We start from the raw sequence: 23,868 nt of genomic DNA on the forward strand, positions 1-23,868 counted from the left end.
GGCGGTCAGGCCCTCCGGAACATGCCGAGCATGCGGCGGGTCACCGCGAAGCCGCCGAACACGTTGATGCTGGCCAGCAGGACGGCGAGGAACGCGAGCACGGTGACCACGGTGCTGACGTGGCCCAGCTGCAGCAGGGCGCCGACCACGATGATCCCGGAGATCGCGTTGGTGACGCTCATCAGCGGGGTGTGCAGCGCGTGGTGCACGTGCCCGATGACGTAGAAGCCGACGACGACGGCGAGGGCGAACACCGTCAGGTTGCCGATGAGCTGGTCGGGGGAGAAGGCGGCCAGCAGGAACAGCAGCGCGGCGGCCAGGCCCACCAGCGCGGCCCGCCGCTGGGGCGTCGGCGCCTTGCTCTCCGGTGGCGGCAGCGGCGCCGGTGGCGGCGCGGCGGCGGCCGGGGCGGCGGAGACCTGCACCGGCGGCGGGGGCCACAGCAGCTCGCCGTCGCGGGTCACGGTCATCGCCCGCTGCACGACGTCGTCCGTGTCCAGGACCAGCCGCCCGTCCTTGCCGGGGGTGAGCAGCGTGAGCAGGTTGACCAGGTTGGTGGCGAACAGCTGCGAGGCCTGCGCGGGCAGCCGGGCCGGCAGGTCGGTGTAGCCGATGATCGTGACGCCGTTCGGGGTCACCACCACCTCGTCGGGCACCGAGCCGGCGACGTTGCCGCCCTGCGCGGCGGCCATGTCCACGACGACCGACCCCGGCTTCATGCTCGCCACCATGTCCTCGGTGAGCAGCCGGGGTGCCGGGCGGCCGGGGATGAGCGCGGTGGTGATGACGACGTCGACGTCGCGGGCCTGCTCGGCGTACATGACGGCGGCCCGCGCGTTGAAGCTCTCCGACGTCACCGACGCGTAGCCGGTGCCGCTGCCGGCGGCCTGCTCCTCCTCGTCGGCCGGCACGCCGACGTACTCGCCGCCCAGCGAGCGCACCTGCTCGGCGACCTCGGGCCGGACGTCGGTGGCCCGCACGATCGCGCCCAGGCTGCTCGCCGCGCCGATGGCGGCGAGCCCCGCGACGCCGGCGCCGGCCACGAAGACCTTGGCCGGCGGCACCTTGCCCGCCGCGGTGACCTGCCCGGTGAAGAACCGGCCGAAGGCGTGCGCGGCCTCGACGACGGCCCGGTAGCCGGCGATGTTGGCCATCGAGGACAGCACGTCCAGCGACTGGGCGCGGGAGATGCGGGGGACGGCGTCCATCGCCAGGGCGGTGACGCCGCGGGCGGTCAGCGCGTCGAGCAGGTCGGGCGCCAGGGCCGGGGCCAGCAGGCTGACCAGCACCGCGTCCGGGCGCAGCCGGGCGACCTCGTCGAGGGTCGGGGCGTTGACGTGCAGGACGACGTCGGCGCCCCACGCCTCGGCGGCCGAGCCGATCCGCGCGCCGGCGGCGACGTAGGCCTCGTCGGGGCAGCTGGCCGCCTCCCCGGCGCCGGACTGGACGAGGACCTCGTGGCCGAGGGCGCACAGCCGGCCGACGCTCGCGGGGGTCGCGGCGACCCGCGTCTCGTTCCGCCGGGTCTCTGCGGGCACACCGATGAGCACGCGCACTCCAACGACAGCTCGGGCCGGCGTCGTTGCCGGCGGGCCTGGGTGGTGCTGCGGGGGAGGCGGGCTCTCGCCACCCCGGGGCTGCATGGTGACAGGCGCACCCGGCATCCCTCGCCCCCCGGGACCCGATCGTGACGCGGATCGCAGGCGGCCCGGACCCACCCCTCGGGGTGAGGGGACGGCGTCCCCGGCTGCAGTCCGGCCCCCTGGGTGCCGACGCAGCGGGGGTGTCCCCGTGCGGGGACACCGACCGTGCAGGCCGACGCAGTCGAGGAGGACGCCCGTGCCCGCCAGCCCGCCCGTCACGGGTCCGGCCGGTGCCGTGACCCCGGAGGTGGTGGCCGCGGTCTTCTCCGCGGCGGCGGGGGGCGAGGGGACCGCCCTGCTCGTGGCCGAGACCATCGGGGACGCGCCGCGGGTCACCTGGGCCAACGAGGGCGCCGTCCGGCTGCTCGGTCCCGCCCCGGAGGACCTCGCCGGGCGGCCGGTCACCGACCTGGTCCCCACGCTCGCCGCCGGCGAGCTCCCGCTGCTGCTGCGCCGCGAGCACACCTCCCGGCTGGCCCTGCCGGTCCGCACCGCGGACGGCGGCCTGACCGACGCGGTCGTGCGGGCGACCCCCGCGCCGGCCGGGGACGCGTGGACGCTGGCGATCACGCCCGGGGCCGGGAACGCCGACCGGGTGTCGCGCGCCGGCGCCGACGCCGCCGAGCGCCGCTTCGCCACCCTGAGCGAGCGCTCGCCGGTCCCGACGCTGCTGTCCGAGCAGGGCATGCGGCTGGCGCACGTCAACGACGCGTTCTGCCGGCTGGCCGGGCGGCCCGCCGAGGTCCTGCTGGGCACCGGGTGGACCGGCTGCGTGCACGAGGACGACCTGGGCGCCGTCGTGGAGGTCGTGGCCGCCGTCCTCGAGGGCGGGGACGGCGAGGTGCTGGCGCGCCTGGTGCGCCCCGACGGCACCGAGCGGACCACCGTGCTGCGCTTCGGGCACGTGTTCACCCCGGGCGCGGGCGCGGGCTTCCTCGGCACCGTCGAGGACGTCACCGACCGGATGGCGTTCGAGGCCCGGCTGGCGCACCAGGCCCAGCACGACCCGCTGACCGGCCTGCCCAACCGCACCCTGCTCGACCAGCACCTCGCCGGCCGGTTCACCGCCGGCGGCCGCGGCCTGGCCTGCCTGTTCCTGGACCTCGACGACTTCAAGGTGGTCAACGACTCCCTCGGCCACGAGGCCGGCGACGAGCTGCTGGTGGAGGTCGCCGGGCGGCTGCGCGCCACGGTCCGCCCCGGCGACCTGGTCGCCCGCTTCGGCGGGGACGAGTTCGTCGTCGTCTGCGAGGACGTCGACGAGGCGGACGCCGCCGCGCTGGCCGAGCGCATCGTCGCCGCGCTCGCGGTGCCGGTGCACCTGGCCGGCGTGCGGTTCCGGCCGCACTGCAGCGTCGGCGTCACCGTGCAGGCCCCCGAGCACGCCGACGCCGCGGACCTGGTCCGCGACTGCGACATCGCCATGTACCAGGCCAAGGCCGGCGGCAAGGGCCGGGTGCGGGTGCTGGACCGCGCCGGCCGCGCCGAGGCCCGCGACAAGCTGCGGCTGGTCGCCGACCTGCGGGACGCCATCGAGCAGCGGCGGATCGGCCTGCACTACCAGCCCATCGTCTCCGCCGCCGACGGCTCGCTGGAGGCCGTCGAGGCGCTGGCCCGCTGGGTGCACCCCGAGCGCGGCCCGATCAGTCCCGCGACGTTCGTGCCGCTGGCCGAGGAGAGCGGGCTGGTGGGCGCGCTCGGGCTGCTGGTCCTCGACGAGGCGTGCCGCCAGGTGGCCGAGTGGGACCGCACGCTCGGCGCGGCCGCGCCGCCCCAGGTCAACGTCAACGTCTCGGCGCTGCAGCTCGACGCCGGCCTGCCCGGCGAGGTGGTCGCCGCCCTGGACCGGCACGGCGTCGCCCCGGCCCGGCTGTCGATCGAGATCACCGAGTCCGCGCTCATGACCGACCCCGCCGCCGCCCGTGCGCTGCTGCAGCGGCTGCGCGACCTCGGGGTGGCGCTGGCGATCGACGACTTCGGCACCGGCTACTCGTCGCTGGCCTACCTGCGCCACCTGCCGGTCGACTGCCTCAAGGTGGACCGGTCCTTCGTGGCCGAGCTCGCCGACGGGCACGTCGAGATCGCCAGCGCCGTCATCGCGCTGGCCCGCAGCCTGGGGCTGTCCACCGTCGCCGAGGGCGTGGCCACCTCCGCCCAGGCCGTGGCGCTGCGCCAGCTCGGGGCCACCTACCTGCAGGGCTTCTCCCTGGCCGAGCCGATGGACGGCGCGGCCGTCGCCACCTGGGTGGGTGCCCGGTGACCGCGGTGCCCCTGTCCCGCCCCGCGGTGGACCTGGACCGGCTGCTCGCCGGCATCGACACCATGGCCGCGCAGCACCCGGTCGCCGCGCAGGTGGTCGCCGTCGCCAACACCGAGGACGCCAGCGCCCGCACCCTCGCCGACGTGCTCGCCGCCGACGTCGCCCTGGCCGGCCGGGTGATGAAGCTGGCCAACTCGGCCTACTTCGGCATGAGCGGGCGGGCGACGACGCTGCAGTTCGCCGTCACCGTCATCGGGTTCACCGCGGTCCGCACCATGGCGACGGTCGCGCTGACGTGCCTGGACGACGAGTCGCAGCTGCCCGACCGGTTCTGGGAGACCAGCACCGGCATCGCGCTGGCCGCCTCCGCACTGGCCCCGCGCTTCGGCAGCCGGCCGCAGGACGCCCTGTGCCTCGGGCTGCTCGCCCAGGTCGGCGTGGCGCTGCTGCACGCCGCCGACCAGGAGGGCTACCGCGAGCTGGCCGCCGGGCAGCGTCCCTTCGCCGCACGGCGGACCGCGGAGGTGTGCCGGTACGGCATCTCCGCGCTGCGGCTGTCCGCGGTGGCGCTGGAGCAGTGGGGTTTCCCGCCGGCGATGGTCGCGCCGCTGGCCGCCGTCGACGACCCCACCTCCGCCGAGGGCACGCTGCTGCGGGTCGCGTTCGAGCTCGGCGCCCGCCACGCCGACCCGGAGCACGTGCCGGTGCCGGTCGAGCGGCTCAGCGGCGGGCTGCTGCGCGAGGACGGCGTCGCGGCCGTGCTCGACCAGGTGCGCGCCGACGCCGAGGACCTGCGCCGCGCCATCGTCGGCGACTGACCGGGCGGCCCCTGCAGGGGCCGCCCGCTCAGCCCACCCGGTCGGCGACGTCGCGGAGCACCGCCGGCCAGTCGTCGGCGCCCTCCTCGCGGCCGAGCCGCACCACGACGACGTCGGTGGCCGGGTCGACGTAGACGTACTGGCCCTTGTTGCCGCGGGCGTAGAACCGCCCCTCGCGCTCGGTGTCGACCCACCACCAGTACTGGTAGTGCTCGGCGGGGTCGGCGGAGGTGTCCCGGGCGGTGGCCTCGGCGACCCACGCGGCGGGCACGACCTGCCGGTCGCCGGCGCGGCCCTCCTGGGCGAACAGCAGCCCGAACCGGGCCCAGTCCCGCGCGACGGCGTTGAACCCGCTCTCCATCTTGGGGAACCCGCTGGCCGTGCTGTCGGCGCTCCAGCTCGCGTCCGCCTCGGCGCCCATCGGGCCCCACAGCGCCTCGGCGGCGAAGTCCTCGACCGGCTCGCCGACGGCGCGCTCGAGCACCAGGCCCACGAGCAGCGGGTTGTAGTTGCAGTACAGCCACTCCCGCCCCGGCTCCTGCGCGACCTCGGCCGACAGGGCGAGCCGCCGCAGGTCGACGTCGTAGTAGGTGAGCGCGTCGTCGCTCCAGGGCAGGCCCTCCTCCTCGTAGGACAGGCCCGACGACATGGTCACCAGGTGCCGCAGCGTGATGGCGCCGAAGCGGGGGTCGCGGTCGAGCAGCTCGGGGACGTGGTCGGTGACCGGGTCGTCCAGGCCGCCGATCGCGCCGCGGTCGATCGCCAGCCCGACCAGCGTGGACAGCACCGACTTGGCCACCGAGAACGACGTCATCGGCGTCTCCCGCGTGCCGCCGGCGCCGTACCGCTCGAGCAGCACCTCGTTCCCGCGCAGCACGACGAAGCCCGTGGTCTGGGTGCGGTCCAGCAGCGCGGCGAGGTCCTCGGTGCCGCCGCCGGGGACGGTGACCTCGTCGAGGACGCCGGCGGGAAGGGAGCCGGCGGTCACCGGCAGCGGGGTGCCGCCGGCCGGGACCGGCAGCTCGGGGAACCGGAGCCGGTCGTCGACGTCGGCGTCCATCCACACGATCGCGCGGGCGATGCCGGAGGAGTCCAGGGACGCCCGCGCCCACACCTGCAGCCCGCCCGCCGCGACGGCCAGCCAGGCGAGGACGGCGACCAGGACGGCGGCGAGCCGCCCGCCACGGCGGCCGCGGGCGCGGCGCCGGACCAGCCGCGCCGCGGCCCAGGCGAGGACCGTCGCGAGCACGGCGGGGACCAGGAGCCAGGCGAGCACCCGCCGGACCCTAGGTGGTCGGCCGGCGGGAACGGCAGCGGCCGGCGCCCCCGCGGAGGGGACGCCGGCCGCCGGCTGCTGCTGCGGGGTGTCAGCCCGTGTACGGGGCGCCCAGCGGGTCGACCGTCGGGTAGGAGTCCACGGCCGACGCCAGCCGGTCGGCGGCCCAGTCGCCGTCGCCGAGCAGGTGGTCGATCGCGGTCAGCCGGCTGGTGTAGTGGCCGACCGAGTACTCCGCGGTGACGCCGATGCCACCGTGCAGCTGGATGGCCTCCTTGCCGACGTGCCGGCCGGCGCGGCTGGTCTGCAGCCGGGCGCGGTCGGCGGCGGTGACGACGTCGCCGCCGGTGTCGGCCACCATGCTCGCCCACAGCGCGGTGCTGCGGGCCAGCTCCAGGGACACGTACATGTCCGCCGCGCGGAAGGTCAGCGCCTGGAACCGGTTAAGCGTGACGCCGAACTGCTTGCGGGTCTTCAGGTACTCCGCGGTCGTCTTGAGCGCGGTGTCCATCGCCCCGACGGCCTCGGCGCTGTAGGCGATCCGGGCCAGGGCCTGCGCCCGCTCGACGTCGGCGGTGCGGTCCGCGGTGCCCTCGCCGAGCAGCTCGGCCGGGGTGCCGTCGAGGGTGACGTTGGCCGCGCGGGTGCCGTCGTGGGTGCGGTAGCCGGTGCGGGTCAGACCCTCGGCGTCGCCCCGGACGAGGAACAGCGCGGTGCCGCCCTCGGTCACGGCGCTGACGACGAGGACGTCGGCGCGGGCGCCGCCCGGCACCGGCTCCTTGACGCCGGTCAGCCGCCAGGTGCCGCCGTCCTGCGTGGCGGTCACGGCCGACGCCGCCGGGCTCCACCGGGTGCCGGGCTCGGCGTGCGCGAACGCGAGCACGCTGCCGCCCTCGGACAGCGGCCCGAGGACCGCCGCCCGCTGCTGCGCGGTGCCCACGGCGGCGACGAGGCCACCGGCCAGGACCACGGCCTCGACGAACGGCTCGGGCGCGAGCACCCGGCCGATCTCCTCGGCCACCAGGGCCACCTCGATCGGGCCGGCGCCCATGCCGCCGTCCTCCTCGGCGAAGGGCAGCCCGAGGACGCCCATCTCGGCCAGCTGCGCCCAGGTCTTCTCGTCGAAGCCGGGGTCGGTGGCGACCACCTGGCGGCGCCGCTCGCTGTCGCCGTAGGCGCGGCCCAGCAGGCCCGCGACGGCCTCGCGGAGGTCGTTCTGCTCGCTGTCGTACTGGAAGTCCACTGCTAGCTCACAGCCCCAGGATCGTGCCGGCGATGATGGTCCGCTGGACCTCGTTGGAGCCCCCGTAGATGGAGACCTTGCGGTAGTTCAGGTACTCCGGCGTGGCCACCCGGGCCCACTGGGGAACCTGCGAGCCGCCGTCGGCGAAGGACGCGACCGACAGCGGGCCGGCGATGTCGACCAGCAGCTCGGTGGCGGCCTGCTGCAGCTCCGAGCCGCGCAGCTTGAGCACCGAGGAGGCCGGGTGCGGCTTGCCGTCGGCGGAGTTGGCGACCACGCGCAGCGCGGTCAGCTCCAGGGCCAGCAGCTCGTTCTCCAGCTCGGCGATGCGCGCGGTGAGGCGCGGGTCCTGCGACAGCGGCCGGCCGGCGACGACGACCTCGCGGGCGTGCTCCTTGGCCTGCGCGATGAGCTTCTTGGTGGCGCCGACCCGGGCGATGCCCACGCGCTCGTTGCCGAGGAGGAACTTGGCGTAGTCCCAGCCGCGGTTCTCCTCGCCGATCAGGTTCTCGGCGGGCACGCGGACGTCCTCGAAGAAGACCTCGTTGACCTCGTGGCCGCCGTCGATCAGCTGGATCGGGCGGAGGGTCACGCCCGGGGTGTCCATCGGGAAGACCAGCATCGAGATGCCGCGCTGCTTCTTCTCCGCGGTCGGGTCGGTGCGGACCAGGCAGAAGATCCAGTCGGCGTGCTGGCCGAGGGTGGTCCACGTCTTCTGGCCGTTGACCACCCAGTCGTCGCCGTCGCGGACGGCGGTGGTGCGCAGCGAGGCGAGGTCGGAGCCGGCGTCGGGCTCCGAGAAGCCCTGGCACCACCAGATGTCGAGGTTCGCGGTCTTGGCCAGGAAGCGCTCCTTCTGCTCCTGGTTGCCGAACGTCGCGATGACCGGGCCGATCATGCTGGCGTTGAAGGCGAGCGGCTCGGGGACGTTGGCGAGCTGCATCTCCTCGCGCCAGATGTGGCGCTGCAGCGGCGTCCAGTCCCGGCCGCCCCACTCGACCGGCCAGTGCGGCACGGCCAGGCCGGCGGCGTTGAGGACGCGCTGGGCTTCGACGTACTGGTCGCGGGTCAGGTGGCGGTGGGCCGCGACGGTGTCGCGGATCTCCTGCGGCACCTGGGTGGTGAAGAAGGTGCGCATCTCATCCCGGAAGGCCTCCATCTCCGGGGAAAGCTGCAACCGCATGGGACCTCTCTCCTGACGGCGGTGTGACGCCGTCTCGACGTGTTCCTCGACGATCCCACATTCGTTACCGATCAGTAGATCCGGCTCTCGGAGCGTGGGACGGGTGGGGCGGGACGTGCCCCGGGCCCCGGGTGGCGGTCACCGGACGTGCCGCTCCCGGGGCCCGGGGTGGTGCCCGGGCGCCCTGCTCAGGTGCTCAGCGGGTCGCCCAGAACGCGCAGTTCGCGTCCGCGGCGACGTCGACCGGGCCGACGCCGCCCTGCGACGCGACGTCCAGGCCCTGGACGTCGGCCGGGGTGCGGTAGGCGTTCCACGCCGGGACGCCGCGGCCGTTCGGGTCGCCGGTGGCCGCGAAGTTGGTCCAGTAGCGGACCATCGTCGTCGACAGCGCCTGCTGTTCGGCGGTCAGCGGGCCGCCGAACAGGCCCGGGAACAGGTACGGCAGCTCGCCCGCGTGCTGGGCGCCCTCGTCGTACCGCGCCGGGTCGTACGGGAAGTCCAGCAGGGCCGGGGCGTCCTGGTCGCGGAACGAGTAGGCGAAGACCCCCGACGGCTGCTGCCCGCGGAGCAGGTCGTGGGCCGCCACGTGGGTGCAGGTCGACAGCGCGCTGCCGACGTCGCTGGCCACGGCCGCCAGCACCCGCAGCGTCGAGCCGTACTCCGCCAGCGGGTAGCGCTGGGCCACCGCCTCGGCCCGGCCCGGGAACCGCTGCTGCAGCGTGGCCGTGTACACGGCCGGGTCGGCCGACAGCAGCGCCTGGCGCTGGGTCTCGGTCAGCGACAGCGGGGTGAACAGCGTGTTCTCGTCCTGCAGGTTGCCGTGCACGACCGGCACGCGGTTCCACCGGCCGGCCGCGATCGCGGTCCCCGGCTGCTCGGGCAGCGACGACCCGCCGACGACGAACGAGCCGCCGGGCCAGGCGCGCAGCAGCGCCTCGGCGGGCGCGGCGCGCAGGCAGGCGGCGACGTCGGCGGCGGTGGCGCAGCCGACGGTGGTCGCGACGGTCTGGCCGGTGGCCTCCTCGGCGGCCAGCGTGTCGTAGGTGGCGGTGCAGCTGTAGCTCTGCGCGATCGCCTTGTCGAACAGGCCGGCGGCCGTGGGGGAGGCCAGCTGGGCGCAGACAGAGGAGGCGCCGGCGGACTCGCCGAAGACCGTCACGTTGTCCGGGTCGCCGCCGAAGGCGTCGATGTTGCGCTGCACCCAGCGCAGCGCCTCCTGCTGGTCGAGCAGCCCGGCGCTGCCGGACCCGACCGCGCCGTTGCCGGCGGACAGGTCGCGCTGGGCCATGAAGCCCAGGGGGCCGAGGCGGTAGTTGATCGTCACGACGACGGCGTCGCCCTCGACGGCCAGCGTCGAGGCGTCGTAGTTGGCGCCGTTGCCGTAGACCCAGGAGCCGCCGTGGATCCACACCATGACCGGCAGGTCCGAGCGGGCCGCGTCCAGGCCCGCCGGGGTGGTGACGTTGAGGAACAGGCAGTCCTCGTTGAAGGTCTGGAACGCGTTGGTCGTGCCGTTGGCCAGCTGCGCACACGGCTCGTGCGGGGTGGTGGCGTCGGCGACGCCGCGGAAGGGCTGCACCGGCACGGGCGGGCGGAACCGGCGCTCGCCGACCGGCGCCTCGGCGTACCGGATGCCCTCGAAGGTGCGGTATCCGTCGAGCCGGGTGCCGCGGAGCTTGCCCTCGTCGGTCTGGACGAGCGTCGGGGCGGCGTTGCCGGCCCCGCCGCCGTTGCCGTTGCCGGGCACCGCGGCGGCCGGGCCGGCGGTGACGACGGCGCCGGTGACGAGCACGGCGCCGGTGACCAGGGCGAGGACGGACCGGCCGAGGGATCGCGGGACGGGGATGCGCACGGGACCTCCTGGGTCGCCCGCGAGCTCACCGCTGTGTGAGCTGGACCACGGGCCGCTGGGACACTAGCGGCCCGTGTTTCACGATCCGCACCGGGTCCGGAACCGGCGTGTCCGCGGTCGGCGGCGCAGGATGGGGGCGTGCCGGCCGCCTCGCCCGGCGGCCGGCTGCTGCTGGCCGCCGTCCTGCTGACGGCGCTCAACCTGCGGGGCGCGATCGCCGCCGTCGGGCCCGTCCTCGACGACGTCCGCGCCGCCCTCGGCCTCTCCGCGGCCGCCGCGGGTCTGCTGACCACGCTGCCGGTGCTGTGCTTCGCGCTGCTGGCGCCGGCCTCGGCCGCCGTCGGGCGCCGGGTCGGCGCGGGCGCGGCCGTCCTCGGCTCGCTGGTGCTGCTCGCGGTCGCGCAGGGGCTGCGGGTCCTCGACGGCGCCCCCGTGCTGCTGGCCGGCACCTTCCTCACCGGCGCGGCCATGACGGTGGGCAACGTGCTGCTCCCGGCCGTGGTCAAGGCGGGGTTCGGCCGGCGCGCGGGCACGGTGACCGGCCTCTACACCGCGGCCCTGGTGGCCGGCGCCGCCGCGGGCGCGGCGTTCACCGCGCCGCTGGCGGCGGTGCTGGGCTGGCGGGGCGCGCTCGCCGCGGAGGGGGTGCTGGCCGTCGTCGCGGCGGTCGTCTGGGCGGCGGCCGCGCGGCACGCCGACGCCGCCGCTCCCGTCCCGGCCGCCCGCTCCGCCCGCGCGCGGCCGCTGTGGCGGTCGCCGGTCGCGTGGGCGGTGACCGCGGTGCAGGCGCTGCACTCCACGCTGTACTTCTCGCTCACCGCGTGGCTGCCGACGCTGCTGGCCGACCGCGCCGGCACCGACGCCGCCACCGGCTCGGTGGCCGCCTCCGTCTACCAGGTGCTCGGCATCGCGGGCAGCCTGCTGGTGCCGGCCGTGCTCGCCCGCCGCCCCGGGCAGGCGGGGCTCGCGCTCGGCGTGGCCGCGCTGTGGGTGGTGCCGGTCGCCGGGCTGCTCGCCGCACCCGGGGTGTGGCCCGCGTGGGCGGTGGTCGGCGGGCTGGCGCAGGGTGCGGGCATCGCACTGGCGGTCACCCTCGTGGTGCTGCGCGCGGCCGACGCCGACGCCGCGGCCCGGCTGTCGGGCATGAGCCAGCTGGTCGGCTACGGCGTCGGCGCGCTCGGCCCGGTCGTCGTCGGCGCGCTGTCGGAGGCGACCGGCGGGTGGACCGCGCCGCTGCTGCTCCTGCTCGCCGTCGGCCTCGGCCTGGCGGCGGCCGGGGTCGTCGCCGCCCGGCCGGTCCGCGTCGGCTGACTCAGGGCAGCCGGACGACGTCGGCCAGCACGCCGCCGTCGGCGGTGAGCCGCGCCGGCGCGGGGCTGTCGTAGACGACCAGCAGCCGGCCGTCCTCGGCCGGGCCGAGCAGGCCGATGCCCTCGGCGTGGTCGTCGCCGTCGCCGAAGGGCAGCGCCAGCTCGCGGGTGAGCCGGTCGCCGCGGACGACGGTCGGCTCCTCCGCCGCGCAGGCCTGGTGCCAGCGGTAGACGTACACCGGGCCGTCGAGGTCCATGGTCGGGCCGGCGAGCACCAGCAGGTCCTCGCCCTGCGGGCACAGGTCGCGCACGCCCAGGCCCGCCAGCCGCAGCACGTGCTTGCGGTAGCGGCGGCCGTCGGGGAACTTCCGCAGGCGCAGCCGGGCGGGGTCGCGCCGGTCGACCTCCGGCCGCAGCTCGAGCACCACCGCCCAGCCGCGCAGCACCGGGCCCCGCAGGCCGAGGTAGACGCGCTCGCCGGAGACCGCGATGCCCTCGACGTCGAGGCCGTTGTCCTTGCCGGGGATCGGCAGGAACGGCGCGAGGTGCTCGTCGTCGGCGAGCAGGTCGCGCAGGTCCTTCCCGCGGGTGCCGAAGACGGCGGCGCTGCGGGTGCCGTCGTCCTTGACCAGGGTGGGCAGCCCGTCGACGTCGACCACCGGGATGCGCACCAGCACCTGCCGGCGCGGCTGGCCGGTGACCCGCGCCAGGCGGCGCAGCGCCTGCTCGCCGTCGTGCTCGTCGCGGATGCGGCGGCGCCGCAGGCTGTGCGAGCCGACCGCCCACAGCGCGTCGCCGGTGCGCGCGAGGCCCTCGACGTCCGCCTCCTCCTCGACCCCGGGGCCGGTGCCGCCGGGCAGCGGCACGAGGTCGGCGAGGGAGAAGGTGGCCTGGTCGCCGTAGGAGGTGGGGTCGGCGGGGTCGTCGGCCACCAGCCGCTCGATCGTGGCGGTCTCGTCACCGGCCACCCAGAGGACCGGCCCGTCGCTGCGGACGGCGGAGAGGTTGGTGTGGGTGGCGCTCCGCCGGGAGGCCGTGCCGAACCGGAGGGTCACCGTGCGCTCTGTCCTCACGGGCGCGCACCCTGGCACGCGGTCCCGGTCTCCGGGGGTCCCGCGTGCGTCGTACCGTGCGGCATGGATCTCGTCTGTCCCAAGTGCCACGGCACGATGCGCACCTACGAGCGCAACGGCGTCCACGTCGACCAGTGCACCGAGTGCCGGGGCATCTTCCTCGACCGCGGGGAGCTCGAGCGGCTCATCGACGCCGAGAACTCCTGGCACGCCGCGCCGGCCGCCGCGCAGTCCGGCGGCCACGGTGCCCAGCAGCCGCCACAGCAGCACGGCACACCGCAGCAGCACGGGGGCCAGTATCCGGCCGCCGGCGGCGCGGGGCTCGGCGCCGTGGTGAACGAGGTGCTCGGCGCGGTGCGCGGCTCCTCGCACTCGTCGTCGCACGGCTCCTACGGCTCGCACGGCAAGAAGCGCAAGGAGTCCTTCCTGTCCGACCTCTTCGGCTAGCGGCCGGCGCCGGTAGCGTCGCGGGGGTGGCGGCGCGGGAGCTGGTCGTGCTCGGCACCGCGAGCCAGGCGCCCACCCGCACCCGCAACCACAACGGCTACCTGCTGCGCTGGGACGGCCGAGGCTTCCTGTTCGACCCCGGTGAGGGCACCCAGCGGCAGATGCTGCTCACCGGGGTGCCGAGCAGCGCCGTCCACCGGATCCTGCTCAGCCACTTCCACGGCGACCACTGCCTGGGCCTGCCCGGCGTCGTCCAGCGGATGTCGCTGGACGGCGTCGCGCACCCGGTGGTCGCGCACTACCCGGCGTCGGGGCAGGTCTTCTTCGACCGGCTGCGGCACGCCACCCCGTTCGCCGACCTCGCCGAGGTCCGCGAGGAGCCGGTGTCCGGGGACGGTCGGCTGGCCGACGACCCCGCCGGCGTCCTCGAGGCGTGCCGGCTCAGCCACCCGGTCGAGTCCTTCGGCTACCGGCTGACCGAGCCCGACGGCGTCCGCATGCTGCCGGACCGCCTGGCCGGAGCGGGCGTGGCCGGTCCCGACGTCGGCCGGCTGCAGCGCGAGGGCGTCCTGCGGGTGGGGGAGCGGACGGTGCGGCTCGCCGAGGTCAGCGCGCCGCGGCCCGGGCAGCGGTTCGCCTTCGTCATGGACACCCGCATGTGCGACGCCGTCCCCGCGCTCGCCGACCGCGCGGACCTGCTGGTGATCGAGGCGACGTTCCTCGCCGCCGACGAGGCCCTGGCCGAGCGGTACGGGCACCTCACCGCCCGCCGGGCCGCCCGGGTCGCCGCGCAGGCCGGGGTGCGCACGCTGGTGCTCACCCACTTCTCCCAGCGCTACGCCGACCCGCGCGCCTTCACGGACGAGGCACGGGAGGAGTTCGACGGCGACCTCGTCGTCGCCACCGACCTCCAGCGCGTGCCGGTGCCCGCCCGGGCGGGGTAGGAGGAGGTCCCGTCCCGGACCCCGAGGAGCGCCGATGACCCGGCTGAGCGCCGCGACGCTGGCCGAGCTGCCCGCGTCGGTGTGGACGCCGCGCTACGACCGCGCCGCGGTGCGGGCGGGGGTGGTCCACCTCGGCGTCGGCGGCTTCCACCGCGCGCACCAGGCGCTGTACCTCGACCGGCTGCTCGAGGCCGGCGCGGGTCAGGACTGGGGGATCTGCGGCGTCGGCGTGCTGCCGGCGGACCGGCGGATGGCCGAGGTCATGGCCGCGCAGGACCGCCTGTACACGCTGGTCGAGAAGCACCCCGACGGCCACCTCACCGCCCGGGTGGTCGGCTCGCTCGTGGGCTACCGGCTCGCGCCGGACGACCCCGGGGCGGTGGTCGAGGCGATGGCGGCGCCGGGCACCCGGATCGTCACGCTGACCGTGACCGAGGGCGGCTACAACGCGTCCGCGGCCACCGGCGAGTTCGACGCGACGGCGCCCGCCGTGGTCGCCGACCTCCGGCCGGGCGCCGCGCCGGCGACGGTCTTCGGCCTGGTCACCGAGGCGCTGGTGCGCCGCCGCGCCCGCGGGCTCCCGCCGTTCGCGGTCGCCTCCTGCGACAACGTGCCCGCCAACGGCGCCCTGGCCCGCCGCAGCTTCGCCGCCTTCGCCGGGCTGCGCGACGACGCCCTCGGCGAGTGGGTGACCCGGGAGGTGCCGTTCCCGTCGTCGATGGTCGACCGGATCACCCCGGTCACCACCGACGACGACCGCGCCCGGCTCGCCGCCACCTTCGGCGTCGAGGACCGCTGGCCGGTCGTGTGCGAGCCGTGGACGCAGTGGGTGCTCGAGGACGCCTTCCCGGCCGGGCGGCCGCCGCTGGAGGACGTCGGCGTGCAGGTGGTCGGTGACGTCGTGCCGTACGAGCTGATGAAGCTGCGGCTGCTCAACGCCGGCCACCAGGTGCTCGGCCACCTCGGCCCGCTGCTCGGCCACGAGCACGTGCACGAGGCGACGCGCGACCCGCTGCTGCGCGAGCTGCTGGTCGGCTACCTGGAGGAGGAGGGGACGCCGACGCTGCCGCCGGTCCCGGGCACCGACCTGCGCCGCTACCGGGCCGAGCTGGTCACCCGCTTCGGCAACCCGCACGTGCGCGACACCCTCGCCCGGATCGTCGAGCACGCCTCCGACCGGCTGCCGCAGTTCCTGTTCCCGGTGCTGCGGGCCAACCTGGACCGCGGCGGCGAGGTGCGGCGCTCGGCGGCGGCGGTCGCGGCGTGGGTGCACGGGCTCGAGCGGCGCGGGGACGCCGCCGGCCTCGTCGACGCCCGCCGCGACCGCCTGGTCGCCGCGGCGCGCCGGTCCCGGGAGGACCCGCTCGCGCCGCTGGCCGACCGCGAGCTGTTCGGCGACCTCGGCGACCGCCCCCGCTTCGCGGCCGCCTACCGGGCCGCGCTGGACTCGCTGCGCACCCGCGGGGCGGCGGCCACCGTGGAGGCGCTGCTCCGCGGACCGCTCCGAGAGGGGTAGCAAGGAGGGGTGTTCGACAGCGTGACCTCCGACGGCTCCTCCTTCGACGGCTCCTCCTTCGACGGCTCCTCCTTCGACGTCGACTGGGTCGGCCTGCTCGGCCGCGAGGTGCTCCGGGAGCGCCGCGCGGCGCTGATCGCCGAGGCCTGCGCCTGGGCGGTGGGCCTGTCCGACCGGCCGCACCACCTGCGGCTGCGCGGCCGGCTGGTGGCCACCGGCACCACCATCGGCGACCGCGCCGCCACCGGGCAGCCGCTGTCCGGCGAGGAGGACGGCCGGATCGAGCTCGGCGACGCCCGCCCGGGCAGCTTCCAGGACGCGCTCAACGCCGTCGACGCCGACGGCACCGTGTTCGCCGACCGGTTCGACCGCGAGGTCCTCGAGCCCTTCGTGCGCGAGACCTGCGTGCTCGCCGCCGACCGCGCCCGCCGCACCCGGCCGGCGCGGTGGGCCGAGCTGCTCGACGAGCTCGGCGAGGACGGCGCCGACCTCGGCGAGGTCGTGCACGCGATGGAGTGGGAGGGGCCACTGCGCACCGAGGCCGAGCACCTCGTGCTGGCCGCGCTGGGCCGCACGCCGCTGCTGGAGGTGGAGTCGGAGGGGCTGCCGCTGTCGCTGGTCCGCGCCGCCGAGGCCGCCACCCACGCCGCGGCGGCGCCGGCGCACGCGGAGCCCGAGCCGGACGAGGGGCTGTCCGGTGCGCTGTTCCTCGCGCTGGCCGCCGTCCGGGACGCCGGCCTGCCCTCCCCGGTGCCCCCGGACGGCGCCGCCCGGCTGGTGGCCGTCCTGGCCGAGCAGGGACTGGAGCCCGAGGAGGTGACCGGCGTGCTGCCGCACCTGCCGCTGGCGCCGGGCACCGCCGGCCGGGTGCGCGAGCTGCTCGGCTAGTACGGCAGGCCGGTGTAGTTCTCGGCCAGCTCGCGGGCGGCGGCCTCCGACGAGCACACCCGGCGCAGCTGCGACAGCTGCAGCTCGGCGTCGAAGGGGTCGCCGGTGGTGTGCAGCATCGAGGTCATCCACCAGGAGAAGTGGGTGGCCCGCCAGACCCGCCGCAGCGCGGTGTCGGAGTAGGCGTCGGCGAGGTCGGTCTCCTTCTCCTGCAGCAGCCGGACCAGCGCGCGGGAGAGCAGGACGACGTCGGCGACGGCGAGGTTGAGGCCCTTGGCGCCGGTGGGCGGCACGATGTGCGCGGCGTCGCCGGCGAGGAACAGCCGGCCGCGGCGCATCGGCGCGCTGACGAAGCTGCGCATCGGCAGGATCGACTTCTCCAGCACCGGGCCGGTGTTGATCTCCCAGCCCTCGTGCGCGAAGCGGGTGGCCAGGCCCTCCCAGATGCGGTCGTCGGACCAGTCCTCGATCCGCTCCGACGGGTCGACCTGCAGGTACAGCCGCGACACCGACGGCGAGCGCATCGAGTACAGCGCGAACCCCTCGGGGTGCCAGGCGTAGATCAGCTCGTCGGTGGCCGGGGCGGCGTCGGCCAGGATGCCCAGCCACGCGTACGGGTAGGTGCGCTCCCACAGCCGCTGCCGGGTGCCCTCCGCGACGACGGCCCGCGACGGGCCGTGGAAGCCGTCGGTGCCGGCGACGACGTCGCACTCGAGCACCTGCGCCGTCCCGTCGGCGTCGGTGAACCGGATGCGCGGGCTGTCGGTGTCGACGTCCTCGACCGCGACGTCGGAGACCTCGAAGTGCAGCGGCGGGCCGCCGGCGAGCTGGGCGGCGACCAGGTCCTTGACCACCTCGGTCTGGCCGTAGACCCACACCCGCCGGCCGCACAGCTCGGGGAAGTCCAGCGTGTGCCGCGTGCCCGGGTACTGCAGGTGGATGCCGCGGTGCTCGAGGCCCTCGCGGTGCAGCCGGTCGCCCATCCCGGCCCCGGTGAGGACGTCGACGGTGTTCTGCTCGAGGATGCCGGCGCGGATGCGGGCCTCGACGTACTCGCGCGAGCGGTTCTCCAGCACCACGGAGTCGATGCCCTGCAGCGCGAGCAGCCGCGACAGCAGCAGGCCGGCCGGGCCGGCGCCGATGATCCCCACCTGGGTGCGCATGCGGCGAGTGTGACCCGGGCCGTCCGCGGGGGGACACCTGGGTCTGCCGCCCAGCGGAAGCGCCGGTCAGCCCAGGTGCGCGGCCCGGGCCAGCGCGCGGCCGATGCCCCGCGCGGCCACCTCCAGCACCGGCACCAGCCGGGAGAGGTCGCGCCGGTGGCTGGGGACGACGATCCCCAGGGCCGCGGCCACGGCGGTGCTGCCGCCGCGCTCCACCGGCACCGGCACGGCCACCGACAGCGTGCCCAGCGACATCTCCTCGGCGGTGCGCGCGAAGCCGCGCCGGCGCACCTCGGCGAGCTCCCGGCGCAGCCGGGCCGGCTCGACGACGGTGTGCCGGGTGGCCCGGGCCGGCGCGGCCAGGGCCTCGGCGACGACGTCGTCGGGGGCGGCGGCGAGCAGCACCTTGCCCACGCCGGTGGCGTGCAGCGGCAGCCGGCTGCCCACCTGGCTGACCACCGGCACCGACTCGCGGCCGGAGATGCGCTCGACGTACAGCGCCGACAGGCCGTCGCGGACGGCGAGGTGGACGGTGTCCCGCGTGGCCGTGTGCACGTCCAGCAGGTACGGCGCGGCCACCTGGCGCAGCTCGAGCGACACGGGGGCGAGCAGGCCGAGGTCCCACAGCTTGCGGCCGATCTCGTAGCGGCCGTCGGCGCGGCGGGCCAGCGCGCCCCAGCCGGTGAGCTCGGCGAGCAGCCGGTGCGCGGTGGTCAGCGGCGTGCCCGACCGCTCGGCGATCTCGGTGAGGGTCAGCCGCGGCGCGCTCGCGTCGAAGGCGTCGAGCACGGCCAGCGCGCGGGAGGTCACCGACCGCCCCCGCTCGCCCGCACCGCCCGCCACCCCACCAGTCTCCCACCCAGCGGAAGCCGGAGGACCTCGGACCCTGCCGGTGCGCGTCCCGGCCCGGTGGGCTGGGGTGCGTGACCGATCCCGTCCGGCTGCCGCTGGCCTACCACGACGCGGCGGTGGCCAGCTCCTACCACCTCGCCTCGGCCGGCGCGGTCGCCGCGCTGCTGCCCCGCGACGGCGGCCGGCCGCTGCTCCGGCCGCTCGCCCTGCCCGGCGGCCGCACGCTCGTCGCGGTGCACGCCTTCCGCTACCGCACGGTCACCTGGACCGATGCCGACGGCGGCACGCGCGTGCTGGCGCCCTACGGCGAGGTGGGCGTGACCGCGGGCGTCGTCGCGGGCCGGCCGGTGCGCGGCGCCCGCCCGGCGGTCGGCGGCTTCGTGCTGCAGCTGCCGGTGACCTCCCGCGAGGCCCGGGACCTCGGCCGCGCCGAGTGGGGGCTGCCCAAGTGGCTGGGCGACATGGACTTCGTCGACGAGCCCGGCCGGCAGCGGGTCCGGCTGTCGGAGGCCGGCGCCGGCGTGCTGGTGCACACCGTGCGCGCCCGCGGCCCGGCGCTGCGCGGCAGCCCGGCGCGGACGCTGTGGTCGGTCCGCGGCGGGCGGCTGCTGGAGACGCGGATCCCGGTGCTCGCCCGCTGGCAGGCGCGGCCCGGGGGTGCCGGGCTCGCGCTGGGGGAGCACCCGGTGGCCGACGCGCTGCGCGCGCTCGGCCTGTCCCTCGCGCCGCTGGCCGCCTTCCGCGCCGTCGGGTACCGCAGCACGCTGCCGGCGGGCCGGCCGCTCGGGGCGGCGGACGCCCCCGCCCCCGTGCACCCCGGCCGGGACGACGAGTTCGGCCGGTTCACCGTGGCCCACCCGGGGACCGCGCCGCTGCCGCAGTACCCGCCGGTCGCGGTCGGCTGATCAGGAGGGCCCGCCCAGCTCCTCGTCCAGCGCGGCCCAGGGGCCCAGCGCCGCGCCGGCGGCCCGCCCGCGCGCCTCGCCGTCGTCCCCGAGCGCGGCGCGCAGCGCCTCCCGCAGCCGGTCGGCCAGCGCCTGGTGCGGCGACCAGCGGGCCACCCCGAGGGTGGTGCGGGCGGCGTCGGCGGCGCCCACGAGCCGGGCCGCCGCGGCGTGCCGGCCCTCGGCGAGGGCGAGCGCGGCGAGCACCTCCAGGCAGGTCGCCGCGCCCTCCAGGTCGCGGGTGCGCCGGTGCAGCGCCACGGCCTCGTCCAGCCGGGTCCGCGCGCGGGGCAGGTCGCCGGCCAGCAGCGCGGCCAGCGCCAGGGCGTCGCCGAGCAGCGCGGCGAGCTGGTCGTCGGCGGCCGCCGCGGCCAGCTCCCGCGCCTCTCCCGCGACCCGCTCGGCGGCGGTCACGTCCCCGCCGGCCAGCGCGACCCCCACGCGCAGCATCCCGCTGAACGCGACCGACCAGCCGTCGCCGCTGCGCCGCAGCTGGTCCAGCGCCTCGTCGAGCAGCGGGACGACGCGCGGGTCGGCCGGGGACAGGCTCATCGCCCGCGCGCCGAGGGCGTGGCCGAGCAGCCACGCGTCGTCGCGGCGGCGGGCGTCGTCGACCACGCCGTCGAGCAGGCCGGCCGCGCTCGCCCGGTCGCCGAGGGCGATCCGCAGCGCGGCCCGCGCCCAGGCCAGCCGGCCGGCCAGGTCCGGCGGCAGCGCGGCCGCCGACGGCAGCGCCGCCGTCTGCTCGGCCAGCCCCGCCATCGCCGGCAGCAGCCCGCGCGCCCACCACCAGCGGACCAGCGGCGCGGTGAGCCGGACGGCGAGGTCCGCGCGGTCGGTGGCCACCGCCCAGCGCAGCGCGGCGCGCAGGTCGGCGGTCTCGGCGTCCAGCCGGTCCCGCCACAGCCGCGCGGCCGGGCCGGCCAGCCCCGCGCCGGCCTCGGCGCCCAGCCGGGCCAGGTGCTGCGCCCAGCGGACCCGGGTCGCCTCCTCCTCGCCGCGCTCGCGCAGCCGCTCGGCGGCGAACGCGCGGACCAGCTCGAGCATGCGGAACCGCGGCTCGCCGTCGCCGGTGTCGGTGGGGGTGACCAGGCTGTGCCCGACCAGGTCCGACAGCGTCTCCAGGACGTCGAGGTCGCCGGCTCCGTCCTCGCCCCGGCCGGCGCCCACCACCTCGGCGGTGTCGAGGGTGCAGCCGTCCGCGCACACCGACAGCCGCGCCAGCAGCGCCCGGCCGCGCTCGTCGAGCAGGTCGTGGCTCCAGGCGATGGTGGACCGCAGGGTGCGCTGGCGGTCGGGGACGTCGACGTCGGGGTCGCCGAGGTCGAGCGCGCGGTCCAGGCGGGCCAGCAGCAGCCGCGGCGGCAGCGTGCGCACCCGGGCCGCGGCCAGCTCGACCGCCAGCGGCAGCCCGTCGAGCCGGCGCACCAGCTCGGCGACCGGGCCGGCGGTGGCGGCGGTGAGCGCGAAGGAGGGGTCGGCCTGGCGCGCGCGGGCCACGAACAGCTCGACCGCGGGGGCGGAGCCGGGGTCGTCGTCGGCGGCCGGCGTCCGCAGCGGCTCGATCGGCACGTCGTGCTCGCCGCGCAGCCGCAGCACGGCGCGGCTGGTGACCAGCAGCTGGGTGAGCGGGCAGCGGGCCAGCAGCGCCGCGAGGTCCGGGGCGGCGCCGGCCACCTGCTCGAGGTTGTCGACGACGAGCAGCGCCCGGCGGCCGGCCAGCCGGTCGGCCACCTGGTCGAGCAGGGGGCGGCTGCCCTCGGCGGACACCCCGACCGCCTCGGCCACGGCCGCGGGCACGTCGGCGCGGTCGCGGACGCCGGAGAGGTCGACGAACCACACGCCGTCCCGGCCGGGCTCCACCGCCGCGGCCGCGGCCAGCGCCAGCCGGGTCTTCCCGATGCCGCCGGGCCCGGTGAGCACCACCAGCCGCACCGCCGGGTCGCCCAGCAGCCCGGTGACGGTGGCCAGCTCGGCGGTGCGGTCCACCATCGGCGTGGGCGGCGTCGGCAGCCACCCGGCGGCCAGCCCGGGCGGCGCCGGCACCGACCGGGTGAAGCGCTCGCTCAGCAGCACGGCGAGGTCGTCGGCGACCAGCTCGCCGAGCTCGGCCGGGTCGCGGTAGGGCGTGGTCGAGACGCCGCCCTCGGCCTGCACCCGCTCCAGCAGCCGGGCCAGCCGGGGGTCGCGGCCGGGCGCCGGCGTGCGGACGTAGAGCAGCCGCGGCATCCCCCCGGACAGCTCGAGCTCGTCCTCCAGGCCCGACACCGCCATGTCCGGGCCCACCCAGCCGTAGCGGTCGCCGTAGACGCCGACGAAGACGTCGCTCTGCGTGAGGTAGGCGCGGTACAGGTCGCGCGGCGGGTGCGGGCGCGCGCCGAGCTCGAACATCACCGGGGTCAGCCGCAGCCGGGCGACGGCGTCGCGGACCGCCCGCCGCTCGGCCGCCAGCTCCTCGAGGGTGGAGGAGACGAAGACGCGCAGCCGCTGGTCGGGCGTCGCGATGGTCCGCGGCATCCCGGGCGTCCCCGCCGGAGCGGCCACGTGCACCTCCTGCCGAGGTCGCCGACGTCGCGGAGTCTAGGGACGGCGGAGGCGCCCCGGAACCCGGTGACAGCGGGCCCGGGGGAGTGGTTGGCTGGCCGCGCCCACGGTCCGCACGGGGGATGCGCGCACCCGGAGAGCCCCGTGCACGGTGCCCCTGTCCCGGTCCCCGCCCGCCCGTCCGGAGCGGCGTCGTGACCGGCACCGCCCTGGCCGTCGTCGCCCGGGACGCCGGCCTGCGGACCTCGACCACCCGGGAGCTCGAGCGCCGCTACGGCAGCGACTACCGCGTCGTCTCCGGGACCGGCCGCGGCGAGCTGGACGCCGCGCTGTCCGCCGCGGGCGACCCGGCGGTGGCCGTGCTCCTCGGCGGCCTCGGGGAGGACGACCCCGACGGGCTGGAGGTGCTGCGCGCCTGCCACGCGGAGCACCCCGGTGCCATCGCCGTGGCCCTGGTCCGGTGGGGCGCGTTCGAGACCGCCCGGCCGATCTTCGAGGCGATCACCGTCGGCCAGCTCGACCGCTGGGTGTACGCCCCGCAGGGCTGCCCCGACGAGGAGTTCCACCGCTCGGTGACCGAGATCCTCGACGAGTGGTCCTCGCGGCGCGGCGGCGGCTTCGAGGCGGTGCGGATCATCGGGCACCGGTGGGACCCGCACGCCCAGCACCTGCGCGACCAGATGACCCGCAACCGCATCCCGCTCGGCATCTACGAGGCCGGCTCGCCCGAGGGCCGCGCGATGCTCGCCGACCTGGAGCTGGAGCAGCCGCGGCTGCCGGTCGTCGTCGTCCGGTTCCGGCCCGAGCAGACCGTGCTCGAGGCGCCGACCGACCTCGAGGTGGCCGAGGCGTTCGGCCTGTTCGACCCGCTGGACCCCGACGCCGTCCACGACGTCGCGATCGTCGGCGCCGGGCCCGCGGGCCTGGGTGCCAGCGTGTACGCCGCCTCCGAGGGGCTGGACACGCTGCACCTGGAGTGCGAGGCGGTCGGCGGGCAGGCGGGCACCAGCTCGCTGATCCGCAACTACCTCGGGTTCCCCACCGGGGTGAGCGGCAGCCGGCTGGCGTTCTCCGCCTACCTGCAGGCCTGGGCGTTCGGCACGACGTTCTCCTTCATGCGCACCGCCGCGTCGCTGCGCACCGAGGACGGGCTGCACCGGATCACGCTGCACGACGGGACGGCGGTGCGGGCGCGCAGCGTGGTGATCGCCACCGGCGCGGCCTGGCGGCGGGTCGGCGTGCCGGAGCTCGAGGCGTTCACCGGCCGCGGCGTCTTCTACGGGGCGGCGGTCAGCGAGGCGCCGGCCATGGCCGGGCGGCACGTGTTCGTCGTCGGCGGCGGCAACTCGGCCGGGCAGGCGGCGGTGTACCTCTCGCGCTACGCCGAGCGGGTGACCGTGCTGGTCCGCCGGTCCTCGCTCGCCGAGACGATGTCGGACTACCTCATCCGCGAGCTCGAGGCGCTGCCGCGGGTCGACGTCCGGTACCGCGTGCAGGTGGCCGGCGGGCGCGGCAGCGACGTCCTGGAGACCGTCGTCCTGCGCGACCTGGACACCGGCGCGGAGACCGAGGAGCCGGGGATGCTGTTCGTGATGATCGGCAGCGAGCCGCGCACCGACTGGCTGGCCGGGACGCTGGCCCGCGACCGCTGGGGCTTCCTGCTCACCGGGGCGGCGCTGCTGGCCGGCGGCGACGTCACGCCGGCCTGGCCGCTGGACCGGCCGCCGGCGCTGCTGGAGACCAGCACGCCGGGCGTCTTCGCCGCCGGCGACGTGCGGCAGGGCTCGGTCAAGCGGGTGGCCTCGGCGGTCGGGGAGGGCGCGCTCGCGGTGACGCTCGTGCACGCCCACCTGGCCTCCCTCGCGGCGTCGTCCGCGGCCCGCTGACCGACCGGCGTCTTCCGCTGGACGGG

At 77.0% G+C, this 23,868-nt stretch carries 18 protein-coding genes; 9 read left to right on the forward strand and 9 right to left on the reverse strand.

Features of this window, described 5'->3' with window-relative positions; genetic code table 11:
- Nucleotides 1–5 precede the first annotated feature (5 nt).
- The gene (locus tag ACI8AK_RS07650) at nt 6–1,538 is read right to left on the reverse strand and encodes a Re/Si-specific NAD(P)(+) transhydrogenase subunit alpha (protein ID WP_456955705.1); all 1,533 of its coding nucleotides are present in this window, start codon (nt 1,536–1,538) and stop codon (nt 6–8) included.
- Between the two features lie 301 nt (nt 1,539–1,839).
- Here ACI8AK_RS07650 and ACI8AK_RS07655 point away from each other — a divergent pair, with 301 nt between their 5' ends.
- A complete protein-coding gene (locus tag ACI8AK_RS07655) occupies nt 1,840–3,903 on the forward strand; it encodes a putative bifunctional diguanylate cyclase/phosphodiesterase (RefSeq protein ID WP_387989941.1) in 2,064 nt (687 codons plus the stop codon).
- A complete protein-coding gene (locus ACI8AK_RS07660) occupies nt 3,900–4,721 on the forward strand; it encodes an HDOD domain-containing protein (RefSeq protein WP_387989944.1) in 822 nt (273 codons plus the stop codon). Before ACI8AK_RS07655 ends, ACI8AK_RS07660 begins: the two co-directional genes overlap by 4 nt.
- 28 nt (nt 4,722–4,749) lie before the next feature.
- On the opposite strand, the gene ACI8AK_RS07665 is transcribed toward ACI8AK_RS07660, so the two are convergent.
- The 4 genes from ACI8AK_RS07665 to ACI8AK_RS07680 all read right to left on the reverse strand — a co-directional run bounded on the left by ACI8AK_RS07665 (nt 4,750) and on the right by ACI8AK_RS07680 (nt 10,275).
- Entirely contained in the window at nt 4,750–5,997 is a 1,248-nt protein-coding gene (locus ACI8AK_RS07665; RefSeq protein WP_456955707.1) for a serine hydrolase domain-containing protein, read from the reverse strand.
- Nucleotides 5,998–6,088: 91 nt separating this feature from the next.
- Nucleotides 6,089–7,240, reverse strand: a complete 1,152-nt coding sequence (locus ACI8AK_RS07670; RefSeq protein WP_456903089.1) for an acyl-CoA dehydrogenase family protein — start codon at nt 7,238–7,240, stop codon at nt 6,089–6,091.
- A gap of 7 nt (nt 7,241–7,247) precedes the next feature.
- Entirely contained in the window at nt 7,248–8,423 is a 1,176-nt protein-coding gene (locus ACI8AK_RS07675; RefSeq protein WP_456903088.1) for an acyl-CoA dehydrogenase family protein, read from the reverse strand.
- A 196-nt stretch (nt 8,424–8,619) separates the two neighbouring features.
- A complete protein-coding gene (locus ACI8AK_RS07680; protein ID WP_456955709.1) occupies nt 8,620–10,275 on the reverse strand; it encodes a carboxylesterase/lipase family protein in 1,656 nt (551 codons plus the stop codon).
- A gap of 138 nt (nt 10,276–10,413) precedes the next feature.
- Between ACI8AK_RS07680 and ACI8AK_RS07685 the strand changes: the two genes are divergently transcribed.
- On the forward strand, nt 10,414–11,586 hold the full coding sequence (locus ACI8AK_RS07685; RefSeq protein ID WP_456903086.1) for an MFS transporter: 1,173 nt from the start codon (nt 10,414–10,416) through the stop codon (nt 11,584–11,586).
- 1 nt (nt 11,587) lies between these two features.
- Here the strand turns inward: ACI8AK_RS07685 and ACI8AK_RS07690 are convergent, their stop codons facing one another.
- On the reverse strand, nt 11,588–12,658 hold the full coding sequence (locus ACI8AK_RS07690; RefSeq protein WP_456955711.1) for a DUF3616 domain-containing protein: 1,071 nt from the start codon (nt 12,656–12,658) through the stop codon (nt 11,588–11,590).
- A gap of 63 nt (nt 12,659–12,721) precedes the next feature.
- Here ACI8AK_RS07690 and ACI8AK_RS07695 point away from each other — a divergent pair, with 63 nt between their 5' ends.
- From ACI8AK_RS07695 to ACI8AK_RS07710, 4 genes are read left to right on the forward strand one after another with little or no spacing between them, the layout of a single operon-like run.
- On the forward strand, nt 12,722–13,105 hold the full coding sequence (locus ACI8AK_RS07695) for a TFIIB-type zinc ribbon-containing protein (RefSeq protein WP_387989963.1): 384 nt from the start codon (nt 12,722–12,724) through the stop codon (nt 13,103–13,105).
- A gap of 26 nt (nt 13,106–13,131) precedes the next feature.
- Entirely contained in the window at nt 13,132–14,049 is a 918-nt protein-coding gene (locus ACI8AK_RS07700) for a ribonuclease Z (protein ID WP_456955713.1), read from the forward strand.
- A 34-nt stretch (nt 14,050–14,083) separates the two neighbouring features.
- Nucleotides 14,084–15,565 carry a mannitol dehydrogenase family protein gene (locus tag ACI8AK_RS07705; RefSeq protein ID WP_456955715.1) on the forward strand — a complete coding sequence of 494 codons (1,482 nt, stop codon included), beginning with the start codon at nt 14,084–14,086 and terminating at the stop codon, nt 15,563–15,565.
- Nucleotides 15,566–15,574: 9 nt separating this feature from the next.
- Entirely contained in the window at nt 15,575–16,453 is an 879-nt protein-coding gene (locus tag ACI8AK_RS07710; RefSeq protein ID WP_456955717.1) for a hypothetical protein, read from the forward strand.
- Here ACI8AK_RS07710 and ACI8AK_RS07715 read toward each other — a convergent pair.
- Nucleotides 16,450–17,616 (reverse strand): 4-hydroxybenzoate 3-monooxygenase, encoded by a 1,167-nt coding sequence (locus ACI8AK_RS07715; protein ID WP_456903083.1) that lies wholly within the window; start codon nt 17,614–17,616, stop codon nt 16,450–16,452. The genes ACI8AK_RS07710 and ACI8AK_RS07715 overlap by 4 nt on opposite strands.
- 66 nt (nt 17,617–17,682) lie before the next feature.
- Nucleotides 17,683–18,459: an IclR family transcriptional regulator gene (locus tag ACI8AK_RS07720; RefSeq protein WP_387989976.1), complete on the reverse strand. Its 777-nt coding sequence runs from the start codon at nt 18,457–18,459 to the stop codon at nt 17,683–17,685.
- A gap of 80 nt (nt 18,460–18,539) precedes the next feature.
- Between ACI8AK_RS07720 and ACI8AK_RS07725 the strand changes: the two genes are divergently transcribed.
- On the forward strand, nt 18,540–19,373 hold the full coding sequence (locus ACI8AK_RS07725; RefSeq protein ID WP_456955719.1) for an acetoacetate decarboxylase family protein: 834 nt from the start codon (nt 18,540–18,542) through the stop codon (nt 19,371–19,373).
- Here the strand turns inward: ACI8AK_RS07725 and ACI8AK_RS07730 are convergent, their stop codons facing one another.
- Nucleotides 19,374–21,956, reverse strand: a complete 2,583-nt coding sequence (locus ACI8AK_RS07730) for an ATP-binding protein (protein ID WP_456955721.1) — start codon at nt 21,954–21,956, stop codon at nt 19,374–19,376. It lies immediately after the preceding gene.
- A 194-nt stretch (nt 21,957–22,150) separates the two neighbouring features.
- On the opposite strand from ACI8AK_RS07730, the gene ACI8AK_RS07735 reads away from it, so the two are divergent.
- The gene (locus tag ACI8AK_RS07735; protein WP_456955723.1) at nt 22,151–23,842 is read left to right on the forward strand and encodes an FAD-dependent oxidoreductase; all 1,692 of its coding nucleotides are present in this window, start codon (nt 22,151–22,153) and stop codon (nt 23,840–23,842) included.
- Nucleotides 23,843–23,868: the final 26 nt, after the last annotated feature.

Source organism: Geodermatophilus sp. SYSU D00867, assembly GCF_054050315.1.

Coding starts and splice junctions, on each gene's coding strand:
- ACI8AK_RS07675 (WP_456903088.1), bottom strand. CDS start 8,423: ATGCGGTTGCAGCTTTCCCCGGAGATGGAGGCCTTCCGGGATGAGATG.
- ACI8AK_RS07695 (WP_387989963.1), top strand. CDS start 12,722: ATGGATCTCGTCTGTCCCAAGTGCCACGGCACGATGCGCACCTACGAG.
- ACI8AK_RS07705 (WP_456955715.1), top strand. CDS start 14,084: ATGACCCGGCTGAGCGCCGCGACGCTGGCCGAGCTGCCCGCGTCGGTG.
- ACI8AK_RS07715 (WP_456903083.1), bottom strand. CDS start 17,616: ATGCGCACCCAGGTGGGGATCATCGGCGCCGGCCCGGCCGGCCTGCTG.